Raw genomic sequence first — 19,670 nt, 5'->3', positions numbered from 1 at the left:
GCGCCCGGGCTCTCCCACTGGTGGCGCCACCAAATTTCTGGTGGTGTGCTGGTTGCTGACCTTGGTCTCCGCGCTCAGATTCCGGTTCGAAAGGAGGTCGTCATGCACGACTCGAGGAATCCTGCGACTACGTCCATCATCACCGTCGATCTTGTGAAGGCCGCGCTTCGGTCCGAGGAGCTCGGCCACCTTCCCCTGGCCGAGCTGGCGCGAGACGCGCGCGATTACGAACGCTTCCTGCTTCTCGCCCAGCGTCACCCCGATGAACCGCTCGCTCCGACCAGGGCCATCGACCGCATGTGGCATCTGCACATGCAGCACCCGAGAGCATACGCCGTCGACTGCACCCGTCTGTTCGGAGAACTCCTCGACCACGACGGGGGCTTCGGCAGTGATCCCGACCAGGAGCCCATGCTCCGCAGCACGTTCGAACGGACGGCAGCCCTCTGGCAGTCCGAGTTCGGAGAGGTCTACGGAGGCCGGAGCGTCGCCTGCAAGCGCAATTGCGTGAGCAGGTGCCAGCGAAAATGCAAGACCATCGCGCCCGCGGAGCCGCGACCGGCCTCCGACTGCCGGGCGTAGAGCAGGCTCCGCTTCATTCCGAGGAGGTGCGCCCCGCTTGTGAGAGGCGCGGCGTCGGACAGCGGGGAGCGCTGCGACGCTTCCCCTTCGGCGTCAGTGGTTTGCGCGTGCGTCGAGGATCGCGACCATCGGTTCGGCAATGCCGGCCGCCGACACAGGGTTCTGCCCCGTGACGAGCCGATCTGCGACGACGACCTGCTCCTGCCACAGCGGCGCCGGTTCAAAGAGACCCCCTCGCGCGGTCAGGCGATCCTGGAGGAGGAACGGGATGAGCGTGCTCGCGAAGTTTGAGGGGGTGCCGAGCACGAAGATTGAGGGACGCGCGGCGTCATGGCCATCACGGCCTTGGGCATAGCCGGGCCGCGACGCCAGGACGGACACGAGCACGAAGTTTGAGGGCCTTTGAGCGCGAAGATCGAGGGACGCGCGGCGTTATGAGCCGAGCGCGGGCGGGGTCGCCTCAAAACGGGATGTCGTCGCCGAGCCGCTCGTCGCCGAGTGCCCGCGGGTGCTCGGCAGGGAGAAAGGCGCGGTAGCCGTCGAGCGCGGCGTGGAGCTCGCGGACGGCCTCGAAGATGCGGCGGGCCGCACGAAGACCCGGAGTGCGGGGCGCGGGCTCCTCGGGGGGCGCGAGCAGATCGGGGTGCTGCGCGAGCAGGACCTGGATGAGGAAGAGCAGCGTGGCGTCGAGCAGCGCGAGGGGCTCGGGGATCGGCAGCGTGACGTTGGCGGTGCGTGGCATGGGCGCCTCCAGGTTCACCGTTTGCGGTTAGCGGACTTGGGCCTCGGGGCCGCGCCGAAGATCTCGAGGAAGAGCTTCTCGTCGAGCCGCGGCAGCTCGCGCTCGGCGGCGGCGGCGAGCAGCTCGTCGGCGAGGTTCATGAGCACGCGGTAGTTCCCGGCGGAGTGGTCGGCGAGCGTGGCCTTGAGCTCCGCGGTCATCAAGGAGGGGTTGCCGGCGGCGGCGAGCACATGGTCGAGACACGCGAGCAGCTCGTCGCGAGAGGCGTAGTCGAGGACGAGCCGGCGGCGGATGCGCGAGCCGAGCGGCAAGAGCTCGGCGGTGCGGAGACGCTCGGGGAGACGGGAGTCACCGGCGAAAACAACGCAGAGCAGCTGCCTCGAATCGAAGTCCTTGCTGGAGAGGATGCGCAGCTCGTTGAGCACGGGCGTGCTCGTCTCCTGCGCCTCGTCGAGGATCAGCACGGGTCGCCGAAGCGTCGTGGCGAAGTGCTCGGCCCAGCGCGTGCGAAGCGCCTTGAAACCTGCCCAGCGGTTGCTGGTCGAGAGCGGGACCCCGAAGAGATCACCGAGCTCGCGGTAGAAGTCACCGGCCCTGCTCTGGGGATGCTCGATGGTGCCGACCACCACGTCGGTCAGGGCGCCGAGCCGCGCAGCGAGCAGGCGCAAGGCGATGCTCTTGCCCGTGCCGGGATCGCCGGTGAGCATGGCGAAGCCGCCGTGGGCCAAACCGAGCTCGACGCGACGAAGGAAGGCGTCGACGGGCGGCGAGACGTAGAGGGCCTCGGCGGGCACGTCGGCGCGAAAGGGAATGTACTTCAAACTGTAGAGAGACAGGAGTCGACTCATCATGGTCAATCGTCCTCCGTGTTCTTGGGCAGGTAGGCGGGCGGCAGGCCCGTGGCCGCGTACTCGGCCATCAGCTGGCGCAGCAGCGGCGCGATACCGGGAGGCTTCCTCGACGGAGCCAGCGGCGCGGTGATCTCGGTGAGCGCGCGACGCGCCCGGTCCGCGTTCCGCTCCTTGTCGAGCGGAAAGAGCGTGGCGAGGTGCTCGCCCGAGCGCGGGTCGACGAGCTCTGCGCTGGAGAGATCCCAGCGCGCGACACGAATCCGGGGACGTTCGAGCACGCGGTACGCCGAGGGGACCTCGAAGCGCACGCCCTCGATCGTGACCGTCCCGTCGCTCCGGCGCTGGTGGCGCGAGATCTCCATGCGGAAAGCCCGGCGCAGCGCCTCGGAGTCGGGGCTCGGGCGGCTCACGTCGGGGCCTTCGAGGTAGCGATCGAGCGGAGTCTTTTTGAGCTCGCTGTGGACGGTGCGGTGATACTCCTGCTCGACCCACGCCTGGGTCGCGGTGTTGAGCAAGTCGAGCGTGAGGTTCGGTTCGCCTTCGAGCATCGGCATGAGCCGCCCTTCGACGAGCGTCCAGAAGTGCTCTTGCTTGCCGTTCTGATGAGGGCTGTTCGGCAGCGTGAGATATTGCGCGATGCCGAGCCGCTCGAGCCCCTCCCGCATCTCGGCGGCCTTCACGGCACCTCCACGATCGCTGTAGGCGCCGCGCGGCAGCCCCCGCTTCTGGATCCCCTGGCTGAAGCCGTGCACGAGGTTCTCGGTGTTCTCGCAGTCGACGTACCACTGCGCGTGGCAGCACACGCGCGAGCAGTCGTCGAGCAGGCCGAAGAGATAGGGTGTCTTCAGCTCCCCGCTGGCCGTCACGACCTTTCGCTTACCCTCGTGGAAGTCGTAGTGCCAGAGCGCGTTGACATAGGCCAGCTCGTACGAGCGCGTCTAGCGCGGCACGATCTCCGATTCGACCGCCCTGCCTTGGCGCCTTCTCTGGATGCGATACATGCCGTGGGCCTTCATGAAGCGGCGCACTGTCGTGTAGCTCGGCACCGGGTCGAGCGCGGGGGTTGTCTTTGCGAGCGCGACGAGGTTGTCGTGGTGGAGCTGCCAGGTCCAGCGCGGGTGATCGCGATACTGACTCTCGATCGCGGACGCGACCGCTGTCGTGATTCTCGGCTGCGAGCCGGCGTGCTTCGGGACCTTGCGCGCGAGCACGCTGATCGGGTCATCCGCGCTGCGCGCCGCGTAGTACATGCGCTCGATCGTCTTGGGCGAGAGCCGGATCACCGAGCCCTTGGTCGGGTGTCGCCAGGACTTCGCGGCGAGCTCGGCGATCCGACTCGCGAGCTCGCCGGGCTCCGGCGGAGAGGCGAGCAGGTGGCTGATGATGGAGAAGCGCATCCGCGCCCAGCGCAGGCGCATGGGCGCCTGGTCGTCGTGGCTCATCGATTCCTCCTCCGGATCGAAAGACGCAGACGGGCCCTTGGCGGGCGCGCGCGCGTCCGGTGCTCGTGGCTCATGAGGTCTCCTGCGCGGTCGGCGAACGGACCTACCGGGCGGAGAAACCCTATCTCACCGCGGAATCCACGCCGAATGACATCTTCTGCGTGGCGCCGTGGTCATGCGATGTCCCTCAAAAAACATGATCCATCGAGGACCGAGCCCGTCGTGAGTGGCGCGAGCAGGTGGAGCATCGTGCGCATCTGCTCGTCAGCCGTACCGGGGAGCCGCTCGATGATTGACCTTGGGATCCTGCCGACATCGACGCCGACGAGCCGGGCGCGGATCGCGAGAAGGACCTCCGTCGCGAGGAAGGGGCCACGCCACCAGGTGAGCCATCGGCGCGTCGTCCTCCGCGGGACGCCGGTCGGCTGCGCGCTGGCGGCGTCGATCGCCTGCGCGGCAAGGCTCGCCACGATCACGACGACGGCGAGGTACACGCGCCGGCCGAGGAATCGCAGCGACGGAGGCGTCGCGCGCCGCCGGCACCCCTCGCGGCCGCAGCAGAAGCTGAAGCGGACGACGAACGCTTCGCCCTCCGGCGCGATGAGCGCGCCCCGCGGCTTGCGGGGGTAGTTGCCTGCGTGCAGCGGGCCCCCATACGCCGAGCACCGGCTCGCCGCCACCCGCCGCGCGATCGCCCGGTCCAGGGCCTCCAACGTCGCGAAGAACTCGCCCTTGAGCGTGAAATGGTCGAACATGGGCTCCTCCGTTTCTGGCAACTCGGAGGCGAGCCCCCTCGGAGGACTTCGACAAGTTTTCTGAGGGGGCTTCGTTTGTCGCCCCTCAAAGAACGCGCTCAGGATGGCGCCCGGGGGCCGCCATCTTCTTGGCGCTGCTCAGCCTGGAAGGAGCGGCTCCGAGAGCACCCGGCGGAGTACGCGAGGTGGCAGGACATGTACCAGCGCTACTACGCGGACTTCGCCAGGCGAGGTGCGCCCCCGCGGTGAACAGCAGCTCGCCGGCCACCTGCACATCTTCGCCACCCAGCGCTACGCGCACACCAACGACAACCTGAAGGAAGAACGCAGTGCAGGCCTTCACGCGGCGGTCGGCGTAGCCGTGTGAATAGCGTGTGAATGATCTCCGCTAGCCCGCTCGAGGACGCCCTCGCCCCTCGATGAAATTCTCAATGGTTCAGCGGAGGAGAAGGGATTCGAACCCCTGGTTGAGTTGCCCCAACGGCGGTTTTCAAAACCCGAAGGGGGCCTCGACGCCGTCGCGGGAGGCCTCCGCCCGAACCCTGCGGGATCAGGCAAAAAACCTAGCCTGATCGCGTGCTTGGGATAGCCCTGCGGGGTTCGGGTGGGGGGCTGGAACGCGACGGGACGCGACCCGGGGCGACCCCTCGCGACGGTGGGCGTGTGAATGGCGTGTGAATGGCTTGTGAATGGCGGTGGCCCTTCGGGCGGCTGTCTGCCGGGCGGATGCGACGGGTCTGAAGGCCAAGGGAAGCCCAGCGGAACTGGGGCTGCTGCGGGGCCTGGCGGGTCGCGTTCCCCTACGGGCTGCCGGATGGTCCTGACGACTCCGGGCCATCTGCGCCCGGTGGGCGGCGCTGCCTCTTCCACGGCCCGCCAAGCGCATGCTGGTCGCCGATCTCACTGACCAGCCTGCGTTCAACGGGAAGAAGCGAGTGACGAAGGCGTCGAAGTTCTCCCCCCGGAGCGCGTCAGGTCGCCCGGCCGCCACATGCCATGCGCCCGGATCCGCGGCGTCACACTCAGGACGGCGCGTAAGCGCCTCAGTCATGCCCCTGCGACACCGCCGGGCTCGGGCCGCCCCGCCCGGTACGTAAGACCCGAGAATCGATGAGCGGGGGACGTTCGCGCCCGATGTCTCCTGCGCGCGTCGCGGCGGCGCGTCAGTTCCGGTTGTAGCCAACGGTGCGTGTGCAGAGCCGCTCCTTCCAGCGCACTTCCAGCCGGTCGAGAAGTACCTTGGCGGACGCGCCCCTCGGCACGACGTCGAGGATCGACAGCACGGCGCTCTCCGGACGCAGCTCGTCCGCCTCGAACGCTAGGTCGACTGCGACATTCCCCGTGCGCTGATCGGCGTACGCCCTCCAACGGCCCCAAAAGCCCGTCTCGCCGCCGGCCTGCCCGACGTAGAGCCGGCCGCGAGCTCGGTCGGTCAGCAGATAGATGCCCCCGACGGCCGAGAGTTTGTCGCGCCACGACGGATTCGCGTCCTCGTGGCGGGTCAGGAACGCGAGCTTCGCGAGCGACAGGTCGATCTCGCGGTAGTCGGGGCAGGGCCCGAGGCTGTTCGGATCCCTGAGCTCCACGACGGGCTTGTCGAGGGCCCACTGGTGCCACGACAACGCGCCGGGGCCCCAGTCGACGACAACGCGCATCTCCAGCGCGGCGAGGCGAAGATCCCGGATGAAGTCGTAGTAGTAGCGCACCGCGTCGGGCTCATCACGGCGCGCGGCCTCGTACATCCCACGCAGGGCGACCGGCACGGTCGATGGATCGAGCACGGTCGCCCTTCTCGATCCTCGCACCTGGTACGCGCCAACGAAGAGCGCGCGACGGCCGGGCAGCCCGAGGAAAGAGAAGACGCCGTCGCAGGCGCCGAAGATGTCCTTGCCCTGCTCCGCCTGGTAGAACTCCAGCGCCTCGCGGTCGAGGTGGAAGAGCTCGACGAGATCGGGGACGCTGGGGCGGTTGTCGAGGTGGCGGACGGCCTTCCACTTGTGGATGCCCTCGAACGTGGGGCACACGCGTGCGATGAGATCGGCGAAGGTGAAGAGGGGCTCGGACATACGCTTCGGAACGCAGCAGCGCGCTGTGCGCTGCACGATGGTACTGCATCCCTGTCGGCCACGTAGTGTCATCCGGTCGGCTCCCGCTCCGTCAAGATCGACTTCTGCTGCGTCAGCGATGCGCCTGTGACGATGGCTGCCGGAGATAGAACGGCGTCACCTTGCGCCGACGTGCGTCCTCCCGCCTAGCCTGCGCTTGGGACGCGATCTTGTTCTTCAAGAACAACTGGGCGAAGTCGCCGCACGACTCCGTGGGGTGCGGCACGCCAACAAGGAGCCGCTCGGTGAGCAAGGGCCAGAGCGCGTCGACTGGCTCGCCCTGCCGCAGGCACAGGCCATGGCCTGAAGCACACGCCTCGTCGGTTGCCCAAGGTGCACGGCCTCCGTCGCTGACCCAGCCGAGCCGAATGTGATTTAAGTTACACTTCTCCGGTTCCCAGGCGCCGTATGGCTGTCGACGACTGCAGGCCACTAGACGTAAGCTGAGGCTCATGGCCACGGTCAAAGGGCGGGGGGCGCGAAGCTCAAAACCGGCGCTTCGAGCGCCGATTGTAGAGGTCACCAGGGCAATCAAGGAGCGCTTCGGTACCTTGATCGCCGATACGGCGGTTTGCCTGCGCACCCCGGTCCCCGAGACGGTACCCATCGTCGACATGAAGCTGCCGGCGGCGCTACGCGAGTTCGTCGTTCGATACGAACCCAAGGCGGAGCAGGTCGGCCTGTACTCGCATCAGGCGCGTATCCTTCAGGGGCTCGCGAAGGGGGCGCTACCGAATGTCGTGCTGACAACGGCGACAGGCTCCGGCAAAAGCCTCGCGTTCTGGGCGTGGGTGCTCGAAGCCCTACGCCGCGATTCCCGCGCAACGGCCATCGCATGTTTCCCCACACAGGCGCTCCTCTGGGGTCAAGCAGACCGGATGACCAGGCTCTCGCAGCCGGAATCTATCGTTCGGCGCGGAGAGCAAGCGTACTCCGGAACCATCGCGCTCGGCAAGGTCACCATGCCATGGACTGTCTGGCATGGGACAACGGAATCCACCGAGATGCGCGAGCACGAGGCGAGCGAGAGCTTCTACGAGTCGCGCTTGCGGATCACCACCCTTGATAAGGTCCACTGGAGTCTGTTTCACGGCAAGCACGCTGAATTCCTCCAGGGGCTGCGCGCCGTCGTGCTCGACGAGGCACACGTTTGGCATGGTCTCGCTGGGGCAAACGTCCGCGCGATGCTGGACCGGCTTCGCCTCTCGCTCGACATGCTGGACGCAATGCACCCCGCGTTTTTCCTCGCATCGGCCACGCTGAGCGCGCCCGCGGAGTTCGCCGCCAACCTCACGGGTTGCGAAGAAAGCTCGTTCCTCGCCGCGGACGATCATGGGAGTACCAAGCTGAGCCTGGTGCGCGCGGCGGATCTCCCCGACGTCCTCGCCGCCGACTGCGCGAAGCCCGACGGTTCGCCGAAGCGCTACGTACTTCTGCTCCAGCCGAACGAGGCCCCACTATCGGCGAGCGATCTGCTCGGCGACGAGACCCTTGTCGGCACGGAGGCGAACGCGCTCTGCTTCGTACAGAGCAAGTTCGCGGGGCACCGACTGCGCGACTGGCTGGAGAAGCAGGCGCCCGCCCGCGAAGCCATCGCGTACGACGGCGACATGACCGCGGAGGAGCGGCGTCGCACGGAAAGGCAGCTTTTCGGCGGCGGGCAGCGTGGAAAGACGATCGTCGCAACAAACGCGCTCGAGGTCGGGGTCGACCTTCCCGAGCTCGACCTCGTCGTGATGGACGAGTTACCCACCCGTCGCGCGGATCTGTTGCAGCGCCTTGGCCGCGTCGGCAGGACCGCTGGACGGCCAGGCCTCGCCGTCCTTTGCCTGGGGTATTCCCCGCTCGATGCGCGGCTGCTGGAGGCGCCTGACAAGGCTTTGTCGACGGACGGCGCGAAACCGCTGCCGCTGCCGCTCCATCTCGACGGCCTCCGCCTTCGGGCAATGCGCGCGGCCTTCCATGAATGGATGCCACGACTTCGGAAGAAAGAAGCCACCTGGGACGACTTCAACGCAGCGCTGGAGCGCTACTGGGGAGAACGCGTCACATACAGAGAGCTCGATACCATGGTACAAGAGCAGCTCTCCGACCTCGTCGACCTCGACGACGGCTCTTGGTATTACCGCGGATTCCGCGCAAGCGCCTCGCAGGGGAAACGCAAACTCGTGCTCCGAGGGAGCGATCGAGCCGTAGCTCAGGTCGAGGACATTGCGGTCTTTCGCGATGCGCACCCGGAGGGTGTTTATCTCGGACACCGTGGGCAGCGGTTCCGGGTCGTGGGCTACCGCGGTCGCTTCAAGGTCGGCCAATGGACGGATCCACGCAGCGATGTCGTCCTCGGGAAGTTCATGCATGCGCTCGACGCGATCGAGGTCGTAGAAGAGCGGCGTCGAACCGCCACGCGCGGACGCTGGAAGGACAACTTCGATCTGTACCTCGAAAAGGATCTACCGGCCGACTGCGAGACGCCCGAGGCCGGGGCGATCGAGTACGGCATCTGGAACTTCCTCCGCCGCTTCGACGGGTATACCGAGATCGATCTGTCGGGGAGTCGCAAACCGAAGAACGTGATGCTCGGCGAGGTGTCCGAAAGGTTCAAGGCGGCGCTCGCGGCGGGTGAAGAATTCCCCTTCCTCCACGGCTTCAGTTACCGGACGCTCGGGTGGCGCTGGAAGATCGCGCGGGTCATACGGAATGCCGAGCAGCGGAAGCTGATCGCGCCGGCCCTCGAAGGTCTCCTCCATGCTTACCTGTGCGATGCGGTGGAGTGCGCGCGCGGCGACTTGACAGCGAAGTTCGAACCAGCGGCCGGCGAGCTACGCGTACTCGACGGCACGCCGGGAGGCAACGGGCTGAGCGCAGCGCTGCTCCAGCAGGGGCGTGCCGCCGGCGCGCTCATCTCCGCGGCTGGAGCGGCACGGTCGTTCGCGCGACGCCCGGCAGCCGCCTTCGAGCGCTTCCTCGCCGAGGATTGTCATGTGGAGGCGCAAGTCTCCGCAAAGGAGGTCGCCGATGCCGTCGACGCGATGGCGCGCGCTTGGGCCGGGTAGTATTCTGGGTACGCTCCGCGCCGATATGAGGAAAGCGACCCGCGAGGTCATGGTCGTGGGGCCCTTCATCGACGATTACTTCGCGGAGGCGACCGTAGCGTCATGTCCGAGTGGGGCGCTACTCCGTGTGCTGACGCGATCGCCGGCCTCGGTGGCGCCCACATTCGAAGAGCACATGGAGGCGGCGCTCGCGCGGTTTCGACATCGTCCGGTGACGGAGGTGCGCACGCTGGATCGCCTGCATGCGAAGCTCATGCTCGTCGATGAGACCATCGTGTTCTGCGGCAGCGCGAACTGGTACCGGTATAGCCTCGAAGAAAGCCTGGAGGTAGTCCTACGCGGCCCGGTAAGCGACGCGCCGACACTCCTGGACGAGGTTGCCTCTTTATGGGATCAGGCAGAGGTCTGGAAAGGAGAGCGTTCGTCTTCACGAGCCCACGTCCCGACGCCAGCCGCTCGCTCGCCCATCAGCGATGGTTTCCGAGCGGAGGTGCTCGACCCGATTGCAGCAGCGAAGCTCGCCAGTGTACGTGGCGCCTTCGTGCTGGGGACCAAGACAACGAGCAGAAAGGCGCGCCGATGAATGCAGCGACGTTCCTTACGGCCCCGGCTCCAAGAAGAAGGTCAGCTGACCTACGTCCGCGAGCAAACTTGTGAACCCGCCGAACTTGAACCCGGAGCACAGGCCGGTCCGGTGCAGCGAGGTCCCGTAGCTCGCGCGCGCTCTGGAGGCCACGACGACGTGGCGGCTACGGATCTCGATGTCGATGCCCGCCGAGGTCAGATCACGGGTCGTGACAGAGACGCCCATGGTCGCATGATCGCTGTGAGCGCAGGCGTCTGCGAGAGGAACACAGGTCCACGTCCCGGTGCTCGCCGGACGGAGACAGACGTCGGCGCTGCGGAGGGCCGAACTGCAGCCTGACCGGAAGCGCGCTCCGTCCCGCTCCCAGATGGCGGAGACATGCAGGGTCCACCGCTCGTCGTCGGCGAGACGTGATTCGCAGGAGCCAGGGATACAGGTAAACCCGGAGGGGCATCGCTTGCTGCCCGCCGATGAGCACGCGGCTCCCCCACAGCACGGTGCCTCACAGGTCACCCCGTCGAGCAGACTCGTCCATGAGGGAGATTCTACCGGCGGCTGGGCGCTCGCGGTCGCCGCGGGTATAGTTATGGAGGCGGGGGCCCTCGGGGGAGATTCCTCCGGATCGCGGGACGGCAGGAGCGACATGACCGCGCCGAGGGTCCCCGCGCCCGCGACGAACCCGAGTGCGAACATCCCTGCCAGGGGGCCAGCCTTGGGCCTCGCTGCCGGCTGCGGCGGGGGCGAGGCGGCCGGAGGTGCCGAGTGCGACGAGGGCTCTGCACCTCGGGGCTCGCCGGTCGCACCGGACGTCGCACCGAAACCCGCCACTTGCGATGCCGGTGGTGCGTCACTCGCCGGCTCCCGCAGCCGAAGGGGCTCGAGTCGCCGCCGCCCGTCGCTCATGGCGCCTCGATGCTCGCTTGCACCCTGAGCTGGACCTGCACGGGGGAACCAGACGTCTCGACGCGCAGCTGGGATATCTGGAGAGCCATCCCCTGGAAACTCAGACGCGGCAGCTTGGCGAGCACATCACCGCCTGGGAGTGCGAGGTGGATGGGCTTCATGGCAGATTCGCGCGCCAGGGGAAGGATGTCGCTCAGGCATGGCGTGAGGAGGGCGCCACGGGGAGCAGGCTCGATGCAGTTCACCCGGAGATCGGCGATCTCTGCCGACAGCTGGATTGCATCGTCCTGCTGGAGCATCCGGAGCCCGAGCGTCCCGTGAGCGAGCACGCGTCGGCGGCCGATCGTGCCCGCCTCGACGTTGGCGAGCGTGAACGACAGCTTATCAGCGGTCGAGATCGAAGGCGCGATTATCGGCGGCAGCTGGGCATCCAGGCCGGTGAAGTCGAAAGCGGCCATCCGGACCTCTTCTGCCAGGTTACCGAGGACCGCGCTCGAGCGCCCGAGATCACGGAGCTTGCCCGCCTGCCAGACGTAGTGGATCACCTGCTCAAGCGCGTCCGCGTTCATGGTGAGCCCGATTGTCGACGAGCCCTCGTGATCCGCATCGAGCTCGGGAAACGGGGCATCCCACCGGACCGGGCCCGGGATGGCTGGATCCACCTTGGGTGAGCCGATGACCGCGCTGGCACAGAGTTGGAGCGCGATCCCCTGGGAGGAGATGTGGGGAGCGCCACCGAGCCGTAGTCGGATGCTATCGTGAGGCCGCGTGGGGTCCGGCGACCAGGGCTGGCGGAGCCGTTCCATGCCGAGGGCAAGGTGGTCCAGCGCTTCGTCGATCTTCTCAGTGACGATGTGGCTGGCCTGGACGGGAATCTCTTTCTCAGCCGTCCGGGTGCCTTCTGCCTCGCCGATGTCGGAGCCAGCCAAGGCTCCGAGGACGCACCCGGCTGGCCCGAGGAGGCACCCTCCCAAACCAATGAGCCCGCCGTGCGTAGCACCCATCTCGCTGGCCTGCCGCACGATCTCGTCGCGACTCGGTCCCGTGAACTGCACCTTCGGCTCAAACTCCCGGATTCGCTCCACGGCCGGCGTGCCGTTGCGCGATACGAGTCGGACCGGAAAGCGGGCGGATAGGACAGTTGCGTCGACCAAGTAGACCGCAACATAAACCCACGCACGGCCGCCTTCGAACGTGATCGTAAAATCACTGGATGAAAGCCGGGGAAGCGTGACGCGAATCCCCTCCTTGAGCTCCTGCGAGTAGGGAAACAGCTCCGCCAGCCGGCGTTCTACCGCGTCCTTCAAGCCGCGGCCGGCGGCAGTCGTATCGAACAGTCCGGCGCCGAGCTGAAGCCTGTACCCGCAGACATCCGACCCCTCCTCCGCAAACGGTCCGGCCAGTGACGGCCATGTGACCTCCCGATGCCAGGCGTCCCCGTAGTCCGCGCGCCATGTGATCAGCTCCAGGCCGGGCGAGGCGACCCCGACCGGAGGATCGACGCGGATTCGCTCCCGATCCGGTCCCACATCGACCTCAGCCGGCGGCACGGCGCCCCGTAGAGACGAGCGGCCTGGGTTGAGCTCGTATGCCGAAGGCACGCGAGCAACAAGATCGGGCCGGCTGGCCGTTGCGCCGAGCAGGATGGGGAAGGCGGCCATGCCAACAGCCACCAGGACGAGCCCCAGGACGGTTCTGGGCGAACTCATCGAGGTGCCTCCCACAGGCGCACGGCCATCACCGTCACGAGCTCCATCACCACCACGAAAAGCGTCGCCCGCATGACCGAGGAAGTCATCGCGTTGGTTACGTCCTCGGAGCGGGACTTCCCTTCGCCCCCTTTCGCCACGACGATCGATGCAATCGCTACGGTGTAGGCGGCGACAAGCCAGAGAGCGCGGACGAGGTAGGGAACCCGGCTCGGGGGAGGGTCGACGAAGTCGGCAGTGAGGAGCGCGAGCGGGCTGCGGACGTCATTCAACGCGTAGAGCACCCAGCCGCCCGCAACCATCGACAGCGTGAACAGCGCGAACGTGCTCGCGTACGCGACCGCGAGGGCGAACCAGCTCGGTGACCAGAGGTAACGCGCCGGCGGTACACCGAGGCCCTCGAGGGCGGTGACCTGCCCGTGAAGCCGAAGCCCGCCGAGCCAGGCGCTCATGGCGCTGCCGCTCGTCGCCGCGAAGACGATCGCGGAGAGGGGCGGTGCGAGGGCCAGGATGTACGTGCCCTTGATCAACTCGAAGACGGCGGCAGGACGCAGGTCCGCGCTGATGTTCGCGATAACGTAAGGGACGGTGAAGCCCAGGAGCGCCCCGACAATGCCGTAGAACAGGAACGGCCTGGCGAAGCCCTGCACCATGCCCCGGCGGAAGACGACCCCGGCCTCGCGGAACAGGTGGGGATCCAGCGCGCAGAGGATCGCATCGCCGGCCATGCGAACAGGGGCAATCGGGTCCAGGGTGGCGGCTCTCGCGCGCCCGCCGCCGGACAGACGGGGTCGCTCGCGCAGGAGCTGGTCCTCCGTGGCAGCCTCCACCTCGGCAAGCTTGCGTTGCCGGATCTCGATCCCATCGAGCTCCGCCGGGCCGGTCCAACTTGTCACGAGCGGGACGATCTGCCGCTGCGCGGGGTCGAGGAAGAGCAGCCGGTCGGAGGCGCCCGCAGCCAGCGCGAGGTCGTGGGTGATGACGAGGATGGCCGCGCGATGCTTCCGCGCCTGCGTGACCAGGAGGCGTGCGAGCATCCGCACGCCGAGGGGATCGAGCCCCACCGAGGGCTCGTCCATGACGATGATCCGCCTGCCCGCCGCAAGCACGCGGGCGACCGCAACTCGCTGCGCCTGGCCGCCGCTTAGGGCCGAGCTGCTCGTCCCCGGCGCCATGAGCGATTCGTCCAGCTCGACCGCCTTGAGCCAGGAGGCCGCGTCGGCGGGGAGCCCACTGCCAGCCTGGGCCAGCGTAACGTTGCCGGCCACGTCCAGGTGATCGAGCAACGCTCCCCGCTGCGGGACGAAGCCGGGGGACGCTCTTAAATCCCGCTCCGACCAGGTGATCCGGTAGCCAGTGCTGCGGAGCTCCTCCGGCGTGAGGATCGCGCGGATCAGCGTCGTTTTCCCTGCACCCGAGGGGCCTAGGATTGAGACGACCGAGCCTTCGCGCACGAGCATGTGAGCTGCCTCGACGATCGCCGACCCGTCAGGGAGCACCACGGTGAGGTCATGGACCCGGACAAGAGTCTCCAAAGGAACTCCGGTTGTCTCAAGCGGTCTGTCGCCAGCTCTCAGCCCGGCGAAGAGCCGGCGGGCGGAGATGCGCCGGGCGCGCGCGTGCACCGTTGTTCATGGTCCGCATGCCCTCCTCACCTCGCCCGGCTCCTGCTCCCTCACGAAACCACCGCCGCAAGGAGCGGCGTCACCGCGTGCATCACCCGCGCCTCCCGGTCCGCGTCTGTCGGCCGGCGCAGCTCGTTCCACAGGTCCGCCTCGGCCTTGTGCATTGCCGCCAGGAGCGCGGGCGCGTCCACTGCCTCGCGCCGTACTGTCGCTCGCACCAGCGCGCGCACGAGCGCCCCTCTTGCGGACCCGTCCGCATGCGCCGCTTGCCCGTCGGCGAGCACCGTGCAGGTATGCAGCGTCGTTGCGTGCTCTGCATACGATCCTTGCTCCCAGCGAACGGACTGCCGCGCGAGGACCAGTACCCCAAACAGGCCTTCGTGCGGCCGCTGCGCTCCTTCCGGCCAGCGCACGTGCGCCGCGCCCGCCAGCGCGGCTGGTAGGCCCTGCGCCCGCAGCGCGCGGGCAAAGAGCGGTAAGTTTGTGCCCAGCTGCTCGGCCTTCACGCCGTCGTCGCGCACGACCGGCATGCCGCCGTAATCACCGGCAACCCAGGGCAAGCCATCGATCGTCAGCACGCGCGCGGCATTCGACGCCTCCATGACCTCGCCGTTCTGCTCCAGAAACCGCAGCGCCGAGAAGCCTTCAGCCGGCTTTGCGCCGAGGTGGTCCTCGGCGAACGCCGCCAGATCGGCCCACGTCGCCTGCCCAGGGTCAAGGGCGCGGATCTGCTTCTGCTGCTTGGCGTAGCGATCGTGGAAGCCCTTCCACTGGTCGAAGCCGCGCGTCACCAGATCGGAGATCTTCTCACGATCTTCTGGGCTCAGCGGCCCCACCGGACCCTTGCCGAGGATGTCTGAAAGCTCCTCGGGCGGCACCAGCGACATCACCCGACCGAAGAGCGACTCGAAGCGCTCCTCCGGGACGAGGGTGCTCGCGATCGTCGCCAGCTTCTCTCGGGCATAGGCGTAGGTGTCCACCTCGCGGCTGTCCTTGACAACTATCGTGTCCACCAGGATCGTCTGCTTCGAGAGAAAGCGGTGTACGCGGCCGATGCGCTGCTCCAGCTCCATCGGGTTCCACGGGACGTCGAGGTGCACCAGCCGGCGGGCGATCTGGAGGTTGATGCCCTCGCCGCCGGCTCGCGACGACACCAGAAAGCGCGGGCCGCGCGGGTCCCAGAAGCGCTGGATCTGTTCGGCCCGCTCTTCCTCGGACTGTCCGCCGAGAATCAGCGCAGGCCGCTGCCCCGTCTTCCGCGCGAGCCACCCGGCCACCGCCGTGACCGTCTCAATCGGCTGCGCGAAGAGCACCACCTTCTCGTCGCCCGCGGGTCGAAGTACGCGCTCGAAGACGAAGTCCCACTTGGCATCACCCGAAGCGCGGTGGATAGCCACGCCGTCGCGCAGGAGCTGCGAGAGCAACGCTCGGTCCGGGCGCCAGCGGCCGTCGTCGTCATCCATCTCCTCGATGTCTTCGACATCGGCCTGATCGATCTGCTGATTCACCTCGTCGGCAATGCGCGCGAAGAGTCTGTCGATCGCCTCGTCGGGTGCACCGCGCCGGTAAGGGCGCATCGCAGCGAGCGCGTCGCGCAGCCCTGGCAACGAGTCCAGCTTGCAGCCCGCGCGGATTGCCTGCCGCACCAGGTATCCGAGGCCTGCCTGCACGCTCGACGTGGCCCATTGAAGCGCCTGCCCGGCTCTCCAGCCCGCGGCGCGGCGCTGTGCGGATCGATCCGCTGCGGCGCGGCTGCCCGGCTCGAACAGCTCGTGGATGTCGGCGAGCCACTTGCGGTGCTCGGGGCCGAGATCGAGCACCAGCGGCGGGTTCACGCGGCGGCCCGGGAAAAGCGGCTGGTCGTCCCAGTCACGCACGTCCTCCTTGGTACGGTAGATGACGCGGCCTGCGAGCTGCGACTCGGGCTCGCCCTTCGCCTGCAGAAGCCGCAGGAGGTTGCGGAAGCGGTCCGGGTTCCCCTGATGTGGCGTGCCGCTCATAAGCAGAAGGCGGCCGTCCTCGCTGAGCCGCTCCGCGAGCTTCTGCACCAGCTTGTACTGCGCCACGGGGCTACCGCCACCGGGGGCCCAGTCCGACAGGTGGTGACACTCGTCGACCACGATCATGTCCCAGGGCGGCGCTGCCAGAACTTCGTCTATCCGGCCCTTGTGGCAGGCCCGGTGGATGCTCGCGACCACGCGCGCATCGTCGAGCGTGGCATCACGATCACCGGTCGATACCCAGGAGCGGAACTGCAGATCCAGCTTCGCCAATTCGCTGCGGACGTTACGCACGAGGCGGGCAGGGGCGAGGTAGAGCACCCGCGCGCCCGGCCGCTGCGTGACCAGCACCTTGATCAGGAGCGCGGCCTCCACCGTCTTGCCCAGGCCGACCTCATCGGCGAGCAGCACGCGGCGGAGCGAGGGCTGCTCGCGGATGTGTTGCACCACGCTCGCCTGATGCGCGAGCGTGACGATCGGCTGCGCCTCCAGCCGCCGCTGCGGATCCTCGACAACGAGAAACCAGGCCGCCAGGCGGGCGAGGCTCCGGCGCGTCAGCGCCGACCAGCTCTCGCCGGGGGGTGTGGCGAGCAGCTCGGCGGGCGACGGACAGGACTGCACGCGGCGGGCGTCGACGTTCATCTCGACGCCGGAGGGCGCCATCTCGCTCGGCGCCCAGAAGCGGCGCGGGGGACGGAGCAGATCCAGCTCCTCGATCCCGAAGTTGTCGTAGCGCCGGAGTAGTGCGTAGGTCTGGGACTCGTCCGGCTTGCGGAAGAGCATGCGCGCGGCGCTCACGCCTGCACCTTGCTTGTCGCGCCCCTCGGCATCGCGTCGAGGATGGCGTCAACCTCCTCGAGGACGCGCTTGCGGCGCTGGGCGTCGCTGCGGCGCACGCTGTCCTCGTGGGAGCGCACGATGGCGTCGCGCGCGCTCTCCAGCGGGTTGCGGTACGCGTTGAAGCGGTCGGATATCTCCCGTTCCACCTCGCGGTAGTTGCCGAGGAGGATGCCTGTAGCGATCGGCTGGGCGACCTTGACGACCTCGTCCGCGAGCTCGCCGTAGAGCTCGAGGATGCGCCGCTTCACGCCGAACCCACGGTTACCGCCGTCTGCCACGAACTTCTCGCACCGCCGGCGAACCTTCTTCACGAGCTCCTCGTACAGCTGCGTCCGGACCTTGCCCTTGAGCTCCTCGACGGCCTCCTTGCCGACCGACGAGAGATCCTTCGTCTGCGCCGCGAGGTTGTCACGCATCGCCTCGACAACGCGCGGCTGCACGCGGGCGTGCTGGCCGCGTGCCCACTCAACCACCTCCCCTACCATGGCCACATAGTCCTGGCCGAGCGCCGAGGTGCGCCTGCGCAGCGCCGCGAGGATCTGCTTCGACCAGATCACGGCGACGGGCTCCTCGAAGCGGAGCGCCAGCTCGTTGGGCAGGTCGATCCGGGTGCCTTTCGAGCTGACATGTGCGCCTCCCTTGCGCACGGTCGCGGCCAGCGTACCCCAGTTGAGCTCGCCGAGCCGGCGGAGGTAGCGGTTGATCTCTTCTCGCGCGACGTGCGACGCCGACTGCACCTGGCTGTCGATCAGGGTCGGGATGCTCTCGCGAAGAAACTCCCGAAAGGCCCCCTGGCGAGAGTCGAGCTCGCGCTGCCGGGGAGCGAGAAAGGTCTCGAGCTCCGCGCGCAACGCCTGCGCTTCGCGCTCGGCACGCTCGTCGGCCTCCCACTGCGCCCGCACCAGCGTGAGGGCAGCGTGGATGCGGCTCCGGAAGTCGCTGGCGGCCCCCTCCGCGCGATCGATGAGCCGCCCGCGGTGCGCCACGGCGAGATCGTGAAGCGCCGCGCGGAGCGCGGGGATCCCCGACTCTTCCGCACTGCCGACGCGCGGTGGAGCTTCCTTCTTCTGGGCCTGGAATGCCCGGAACTGGGGCGCCGAGACGGCGTGCGCCTGCATCGTCTCAAGGACCCGGGTGAGCACGGCGGCGCGGTCCGAGCGAAGCGTCTCGTGGCCGGCGGCCGCGAGCTTGTCGAGCTCTTGCCGCATCTGCGCGCGCATGAGCTCGAGAGCGCGGGTTCGGATCTCGCGGAAGTGGTCGCTCCACGGCCGCGCCCCCATCTCGTCGAAGTCGGCCTCGTCCTGCCAGGCGCTGTCCGCGGACTGGTCGACCTTGACCATGATCGCCGAGAGCGACACGGGGGCAGCGTTCAGATCGTCCCCGTCAAGGAGCAGCCGGTTGAGGAAGCCAGTCGATCGGAGCAGCTCCGCGCTCGCCTCCGTGATGCCGGCACGATCCACGACGAGCGCGATGGCCCGCGCTCGAACGCGGACCCATTCGGCGGTGACGCGGCGGTACTCGTCGTTGGCGACACCGACGCCGGGCAGGTCGACGAGCACAAGCCCGTCCTGGAGGATATCGGCGTTCCATCCGACCTCGAGCCGCTGGATGAGCGGGGCCAGAAAGCCGGAGGCGTGATCGCGAAGATCCACGAGGAGCTCGCGCATCTCGCCCTCGGCGCGGCGCTCGCGGTGAGTGCCCTCGCTCCGCGCGAGCTGGACGCACTCGCGGATGCGCTCGATGCGGCGGGCATCCTCGATAGATGGCGTCCGCCCCCAGCGCGCGGGCAAGCCGAGCACGGCGCGGAGTGCGTCCATCAGGTACGGCAGATCGACCTCGCCCTCCTGGCGTCCCTGGACCATCAGGCGCACCTGGTGCTGGTACGCATCGATCTTGTCGCGGGGCCCCTCCACGTGACCGCTCTCGTCCGCGACCGGCACGGCCGCCTCGGCCTCGCGCCGATCCTCTTCGTCGAGCTGCCTCGCGACATCCTCGGCACCCCCGGGGGCGATCTTCGACGCGCGCTCGTGGGCGCGCTCCAGCGCGAAGAGCACTTTGTTCAGGACCTTGGCCGGGAAATAGCTTGCCCGGAAGTACGGAGACTCGGCGTACCGGACGACGGTCGCCTGCGCCGTGAGCGGCCCAACGCCACCATGCGGCAGGATGTTGTAGCGGTCGGAAACCAGCGCGTTGAGGAGCGTGCTCTTGCCGACACCGGCGTTGCCGAGGAAGCAGACGGCGACTTCCTCGTCGGCCGTCTTCAGCAGCTGCTCGACGCGGCCCGCCTGCTGATCGATGGCCGGGAGATCCTGGGCGGCGTGCTGCTCCAGAAACGGGCGCGCGCGCTGCGCGTACCAGTCGAGGAGCTTCGATCCATGAGCGCGGGAAACCGACATGCGGTGGTCCTCCTGGGCGTGTGCACGCGGGACGCGTACGCGTGATCCCCGACGTTACCGAGGTGGTAAGCCTAGGTATAG

General features: G+C 68.1%; 13 protein-coding genes, 1 tRNA gene and 1 pseudogene. 3 read left to right on the top strand and 12 right to left on the bottom strand.

All coding sequences use genetic code 11. The annotated features are described in order from the left end of the window. The first annotated feature begins 102 nt into the window (after positions 1 to 102). A complete protein-coding gene (locus WME95_RS44840) occupies positions 103 to 582 on the top strand; it encodes a glycine-rich domain-containing protein (RefSeq protein ID WP_437905327.1) in 480 nt (159 codons plus the stop codon). A 93-nt stretch (positions 583 to 675) separates the two neighbouring features. Here the strand turns inward: WME95_RS44840 and WME95_RS44835 are convergent, their stop codons facing one another. From WME95_RS44835 to WME95_RS44805, 7 genes and pseudogenes are all read right to left on the bottom strand, one after another. Beyond that, positions 676 to 969, bottom strand: a complete 294-nt coding sequence (locus tag WME95_RS44835; protein WP_437905326.1) for a hypothetical protein — start codon at positions 967 to 969, stop codon at positions 676 to 678. Positions 970 to 1,042: 73 nt separating this feature from the next. Next, positions 1,043 to 1,324 carry a hypothetical protein gene (locus WME95_RS44830; RefSeq protein WP_437905325.1) on the bottom strand — a complete coding sequence of 94 codons (282 nt, stop codon included), beginning with the start codon at positions 1,322 to 1,324 and terminating at the stop codon, positions 1,043 to 1,045. A 14-nt stretch (positions 1,325 to 1,338) separates the two neighbouring features. Next, positions 1,339 to 2,175 (bottom strand): ExeA family protein, encoded by an 837-nt coding sequence (locus WME95_RS44825; RefSeq protein ID WP_437542216.1) that lies wholly within the window; start codon positions 2,173 to 2,175, stop codon positions 1,339 to 1,341. A 2-nt stretch (positions 2,176 to 2,177) separates the two neighbouring features. After that, positions 2,178 to 3,617: pseudogene (locus tag WME95_RS44820) on the bottom strand (IS481 family transposase). Between the two features lie 173 nt (positions 3,618 to 3,790). Continuing rightward, positions 3,791 to 4,372, bottom strand: coding sequence for a hypothetical protein (locus WME95_RS44815; RefSeq protein WP_437905324.1), 582 nt, complete (start codon positions 4,370 to 4,372; stop codon positions 3,791 to 3,793). Between the two features lie 438 nt (positions 4,373 to 4,810). Then, positions 4,811 to 4,907 (bottom strand) — tRNA-Ser (locus tag WME95_RS44810). Between the two features lie 628 nt (positions 4,908 to 5,535). Next, a complete protein-coding gene (locus tag WME95_RS44805) occupies positions 5,536 to 6,438 on the bottom strand; it encodes a GIY-YIG nuclease family protein (protein ID WP_437905322.1) in 903 nt (300 codons plus the stop codon). 491 nt (positions 6,439 to 6,929) lie between these two features. On the opposite strand from WME95_RS44805, the gene WME95_RS44800 reads away from it, so the two are divergent. Both WME95_RS44800 and WME95_RS44795 read left to right on the top strand, forming a co-directional pair. Beyond that, positions 6,930 to 9,530 carry a helicase-related protein gene (locus WME95_RS44800; RefSeq protein WP_437905321.1) on the top strand — a complete coding sequence of 867 codons (2,601 nt, stop codon included), beginning with the start codon at positions 6,930 to 6,932 and terminating at the stop codon, positions 9,528 to 9,530. After that, the gene (locus WME95_RS44795) at positions 9,493 to 10,113 is read left to right on the top strand and encodes a phospholipase D-like domain-containing protein (protein WP_437905320.1); all 621 of its coding nucleotides are present in this window, start codon (positions 9,493 to 9,495) and stop codon (positions 10,111 to 10,113) included. Before WME95_RS44800 ends, WME95_RS44795 begins: the two co-directional genes overlap by 38 nt. A gap of 15 nt (positions 10,114 to 10,128) precedes the next feature. Here WME95_RS44795 and WME95_RS44790 read toward each other — a convergent pair whose 3' ends face one another. The 5 genes from WME95_RS44790 to WME95_RS44770 form a co-directional block, all read right to left on the bottom strand. Then, positions 10,129 to 10,341, bottom strand: coding sequence for a hypothetical protein (locus WME95_RS44790; RefSeq protein WP_437905318.1), 213 nt, complete (start codon positions 10,339 to 10,341; stop codon positions 10,129 to 10,131). A 674-nt stretch (positions 10,342 to 11,015) separates the two neighbouring features. Then, the gene (locus tag WME95_RS44785) at positions 11,016 to 12,728 is read right to left on the bottom strand and encodes a hypothetical protein (protein WP_437905316.1); all 1,713 of its coding nucleotides are present in this window, start codon (positions 12,726 to 12,728) and stop codon (positions 11,016 to 11,018) included. Then, entirely contained in the window at positions 12,725 to 14,188 is a 1,464-nt protein-coding gene (locus WME95_RS44780) for an ATP-binding cassette domain-containing protein (RefSeq protein ID WP_437905314.1), read from the bottom strand. The genes WME95_RS44785 and WME95_RS44780 overlap by 4 nt, the downstream gene beginning before the upstream one ends. 215 nt (positions 14,189 to 14,403) lie before the next feature. After that, positions 14,404 to 17,151, bottom strand: coding sequence for a helicase-related protein (locus WME95_RS44775; protein ID WP_437905312.1), 2,748 nt, complete (start codon positions 17,149 to 17,151; stop codon positions 14,404 to 14,406). Further along, positions 17,148 to 19,589: a dynamin family protein gene (locus tag WME95_RS44770; RefSeq protein WP_437905311.1), complete on the bottom strand. Its 2,442-nt coding sequence runs from the start codon at positions 19,587 to 19,589 to the stop codon at positions 17,148 to 17,150. Before WME95_RS44770 ends, WME95_RS44775 begins: the two co-directional genes overlap by 4 nt. Positions 19,590 to 19,670: the final 81 nt, after the last annotated feature.

Origin of the sequence: Sorangium sp. So ce327, assembly GCF_051530205.1 — a bacterium.
GTDB classification, from domain to species: domain Bacteria; phylum Myxococcota_A; class Polyangia; order Polyangiales; family Polyangiaceae; genus Sorangium; species Sorangium cellulosum_B.
Note: the sequence above shows the minus strand (reverse complement) of the source record. Positions and strands in the feature narration are given on the sequence as shown.

Excerpts from the sequence above, each read along its gene's own strand:
- WME95_RS44830 (WP_437905325.1), bottom strand. The coding sequence starts at position 1,324 with ATGCCACGCACCGCCAACGTCACGCTGCCGATCCCCGAGCCCCTCGCG.
- WME95_RS44780 (WP_437905314.1), bottom strand. The coding sequence starts at position 14,188 with ATGCTCGTGCGCGAAGGCTCGGTCGTCTCAATCCTAGGCCCCTCGGGT.
- WME95_RS44805 (WP_437905322.1), bottom strand. The coding sequence starts at position 6,438 with ATGTCCGAGCCCCTCTTCACCTTCGCCGATCTCATCGCACGCGTGTGC.
- WME95_RS44795 (WP_437905320.1), top strand. The coding sequence starts at position 9,493 with ATGCCGTCGACGCGATGGCGCGCGCTTGGGCCGGGTAGTATTCTGGGT.
- WME95_RS44785 (WP_437905316.1), bottom strand. The coding sequence starts at position 12,728 with ATGAGTTCGCCCAGAACCGTCCTGGGGCTCGTCCTGGTGGCTGTTGGC.
- WME95_RS44825 (WP_437542216.1), bottom strand. The coding sequence starts at position 2,175 with ATGATGAGTCGACTCCTGTCTCTCTACAGTTTGAAGTACATTCCCTTT.
- WME95_RS44815 (WP_437905324.1), bottom strand. The coding sequence starts at position 4,372 with ATGTTCGACCATTTCACGCTCAAGGGCGAGTTCTTCGCGACGTTGGAG.
- WME95_RS44800 (WP_437905321.1), top strand. The coding sequence starts at position 6,930 with ATGGCCACGGTCAAAGGGCGGGGGGCGCGAAGCTCAAAACCGGCGCTT.
- WME95_RS44790 (WP_437905318.1), bottom strand. The coding sequence starts at position 10,341 with ATGGGCGTCTCTGTCACGACCCGTGATCTGACCTCGGCGGGCATCGAC.
- WME95_RS44770 (WP_437905311.1), bottom strand. The coding sequence starts at position 19,589 with ATGTCGGTTTCCCGCGCTCATGGATCGAAGCTCCTCGACTGGTACGCG.
- WME95_RS44840 (WP_437905327.1), top strand. The coding sequence starts at position 103 with ATGCACGACTCGAGGAATCCTGCGACTACGTCCATCATCACCGTCGAT.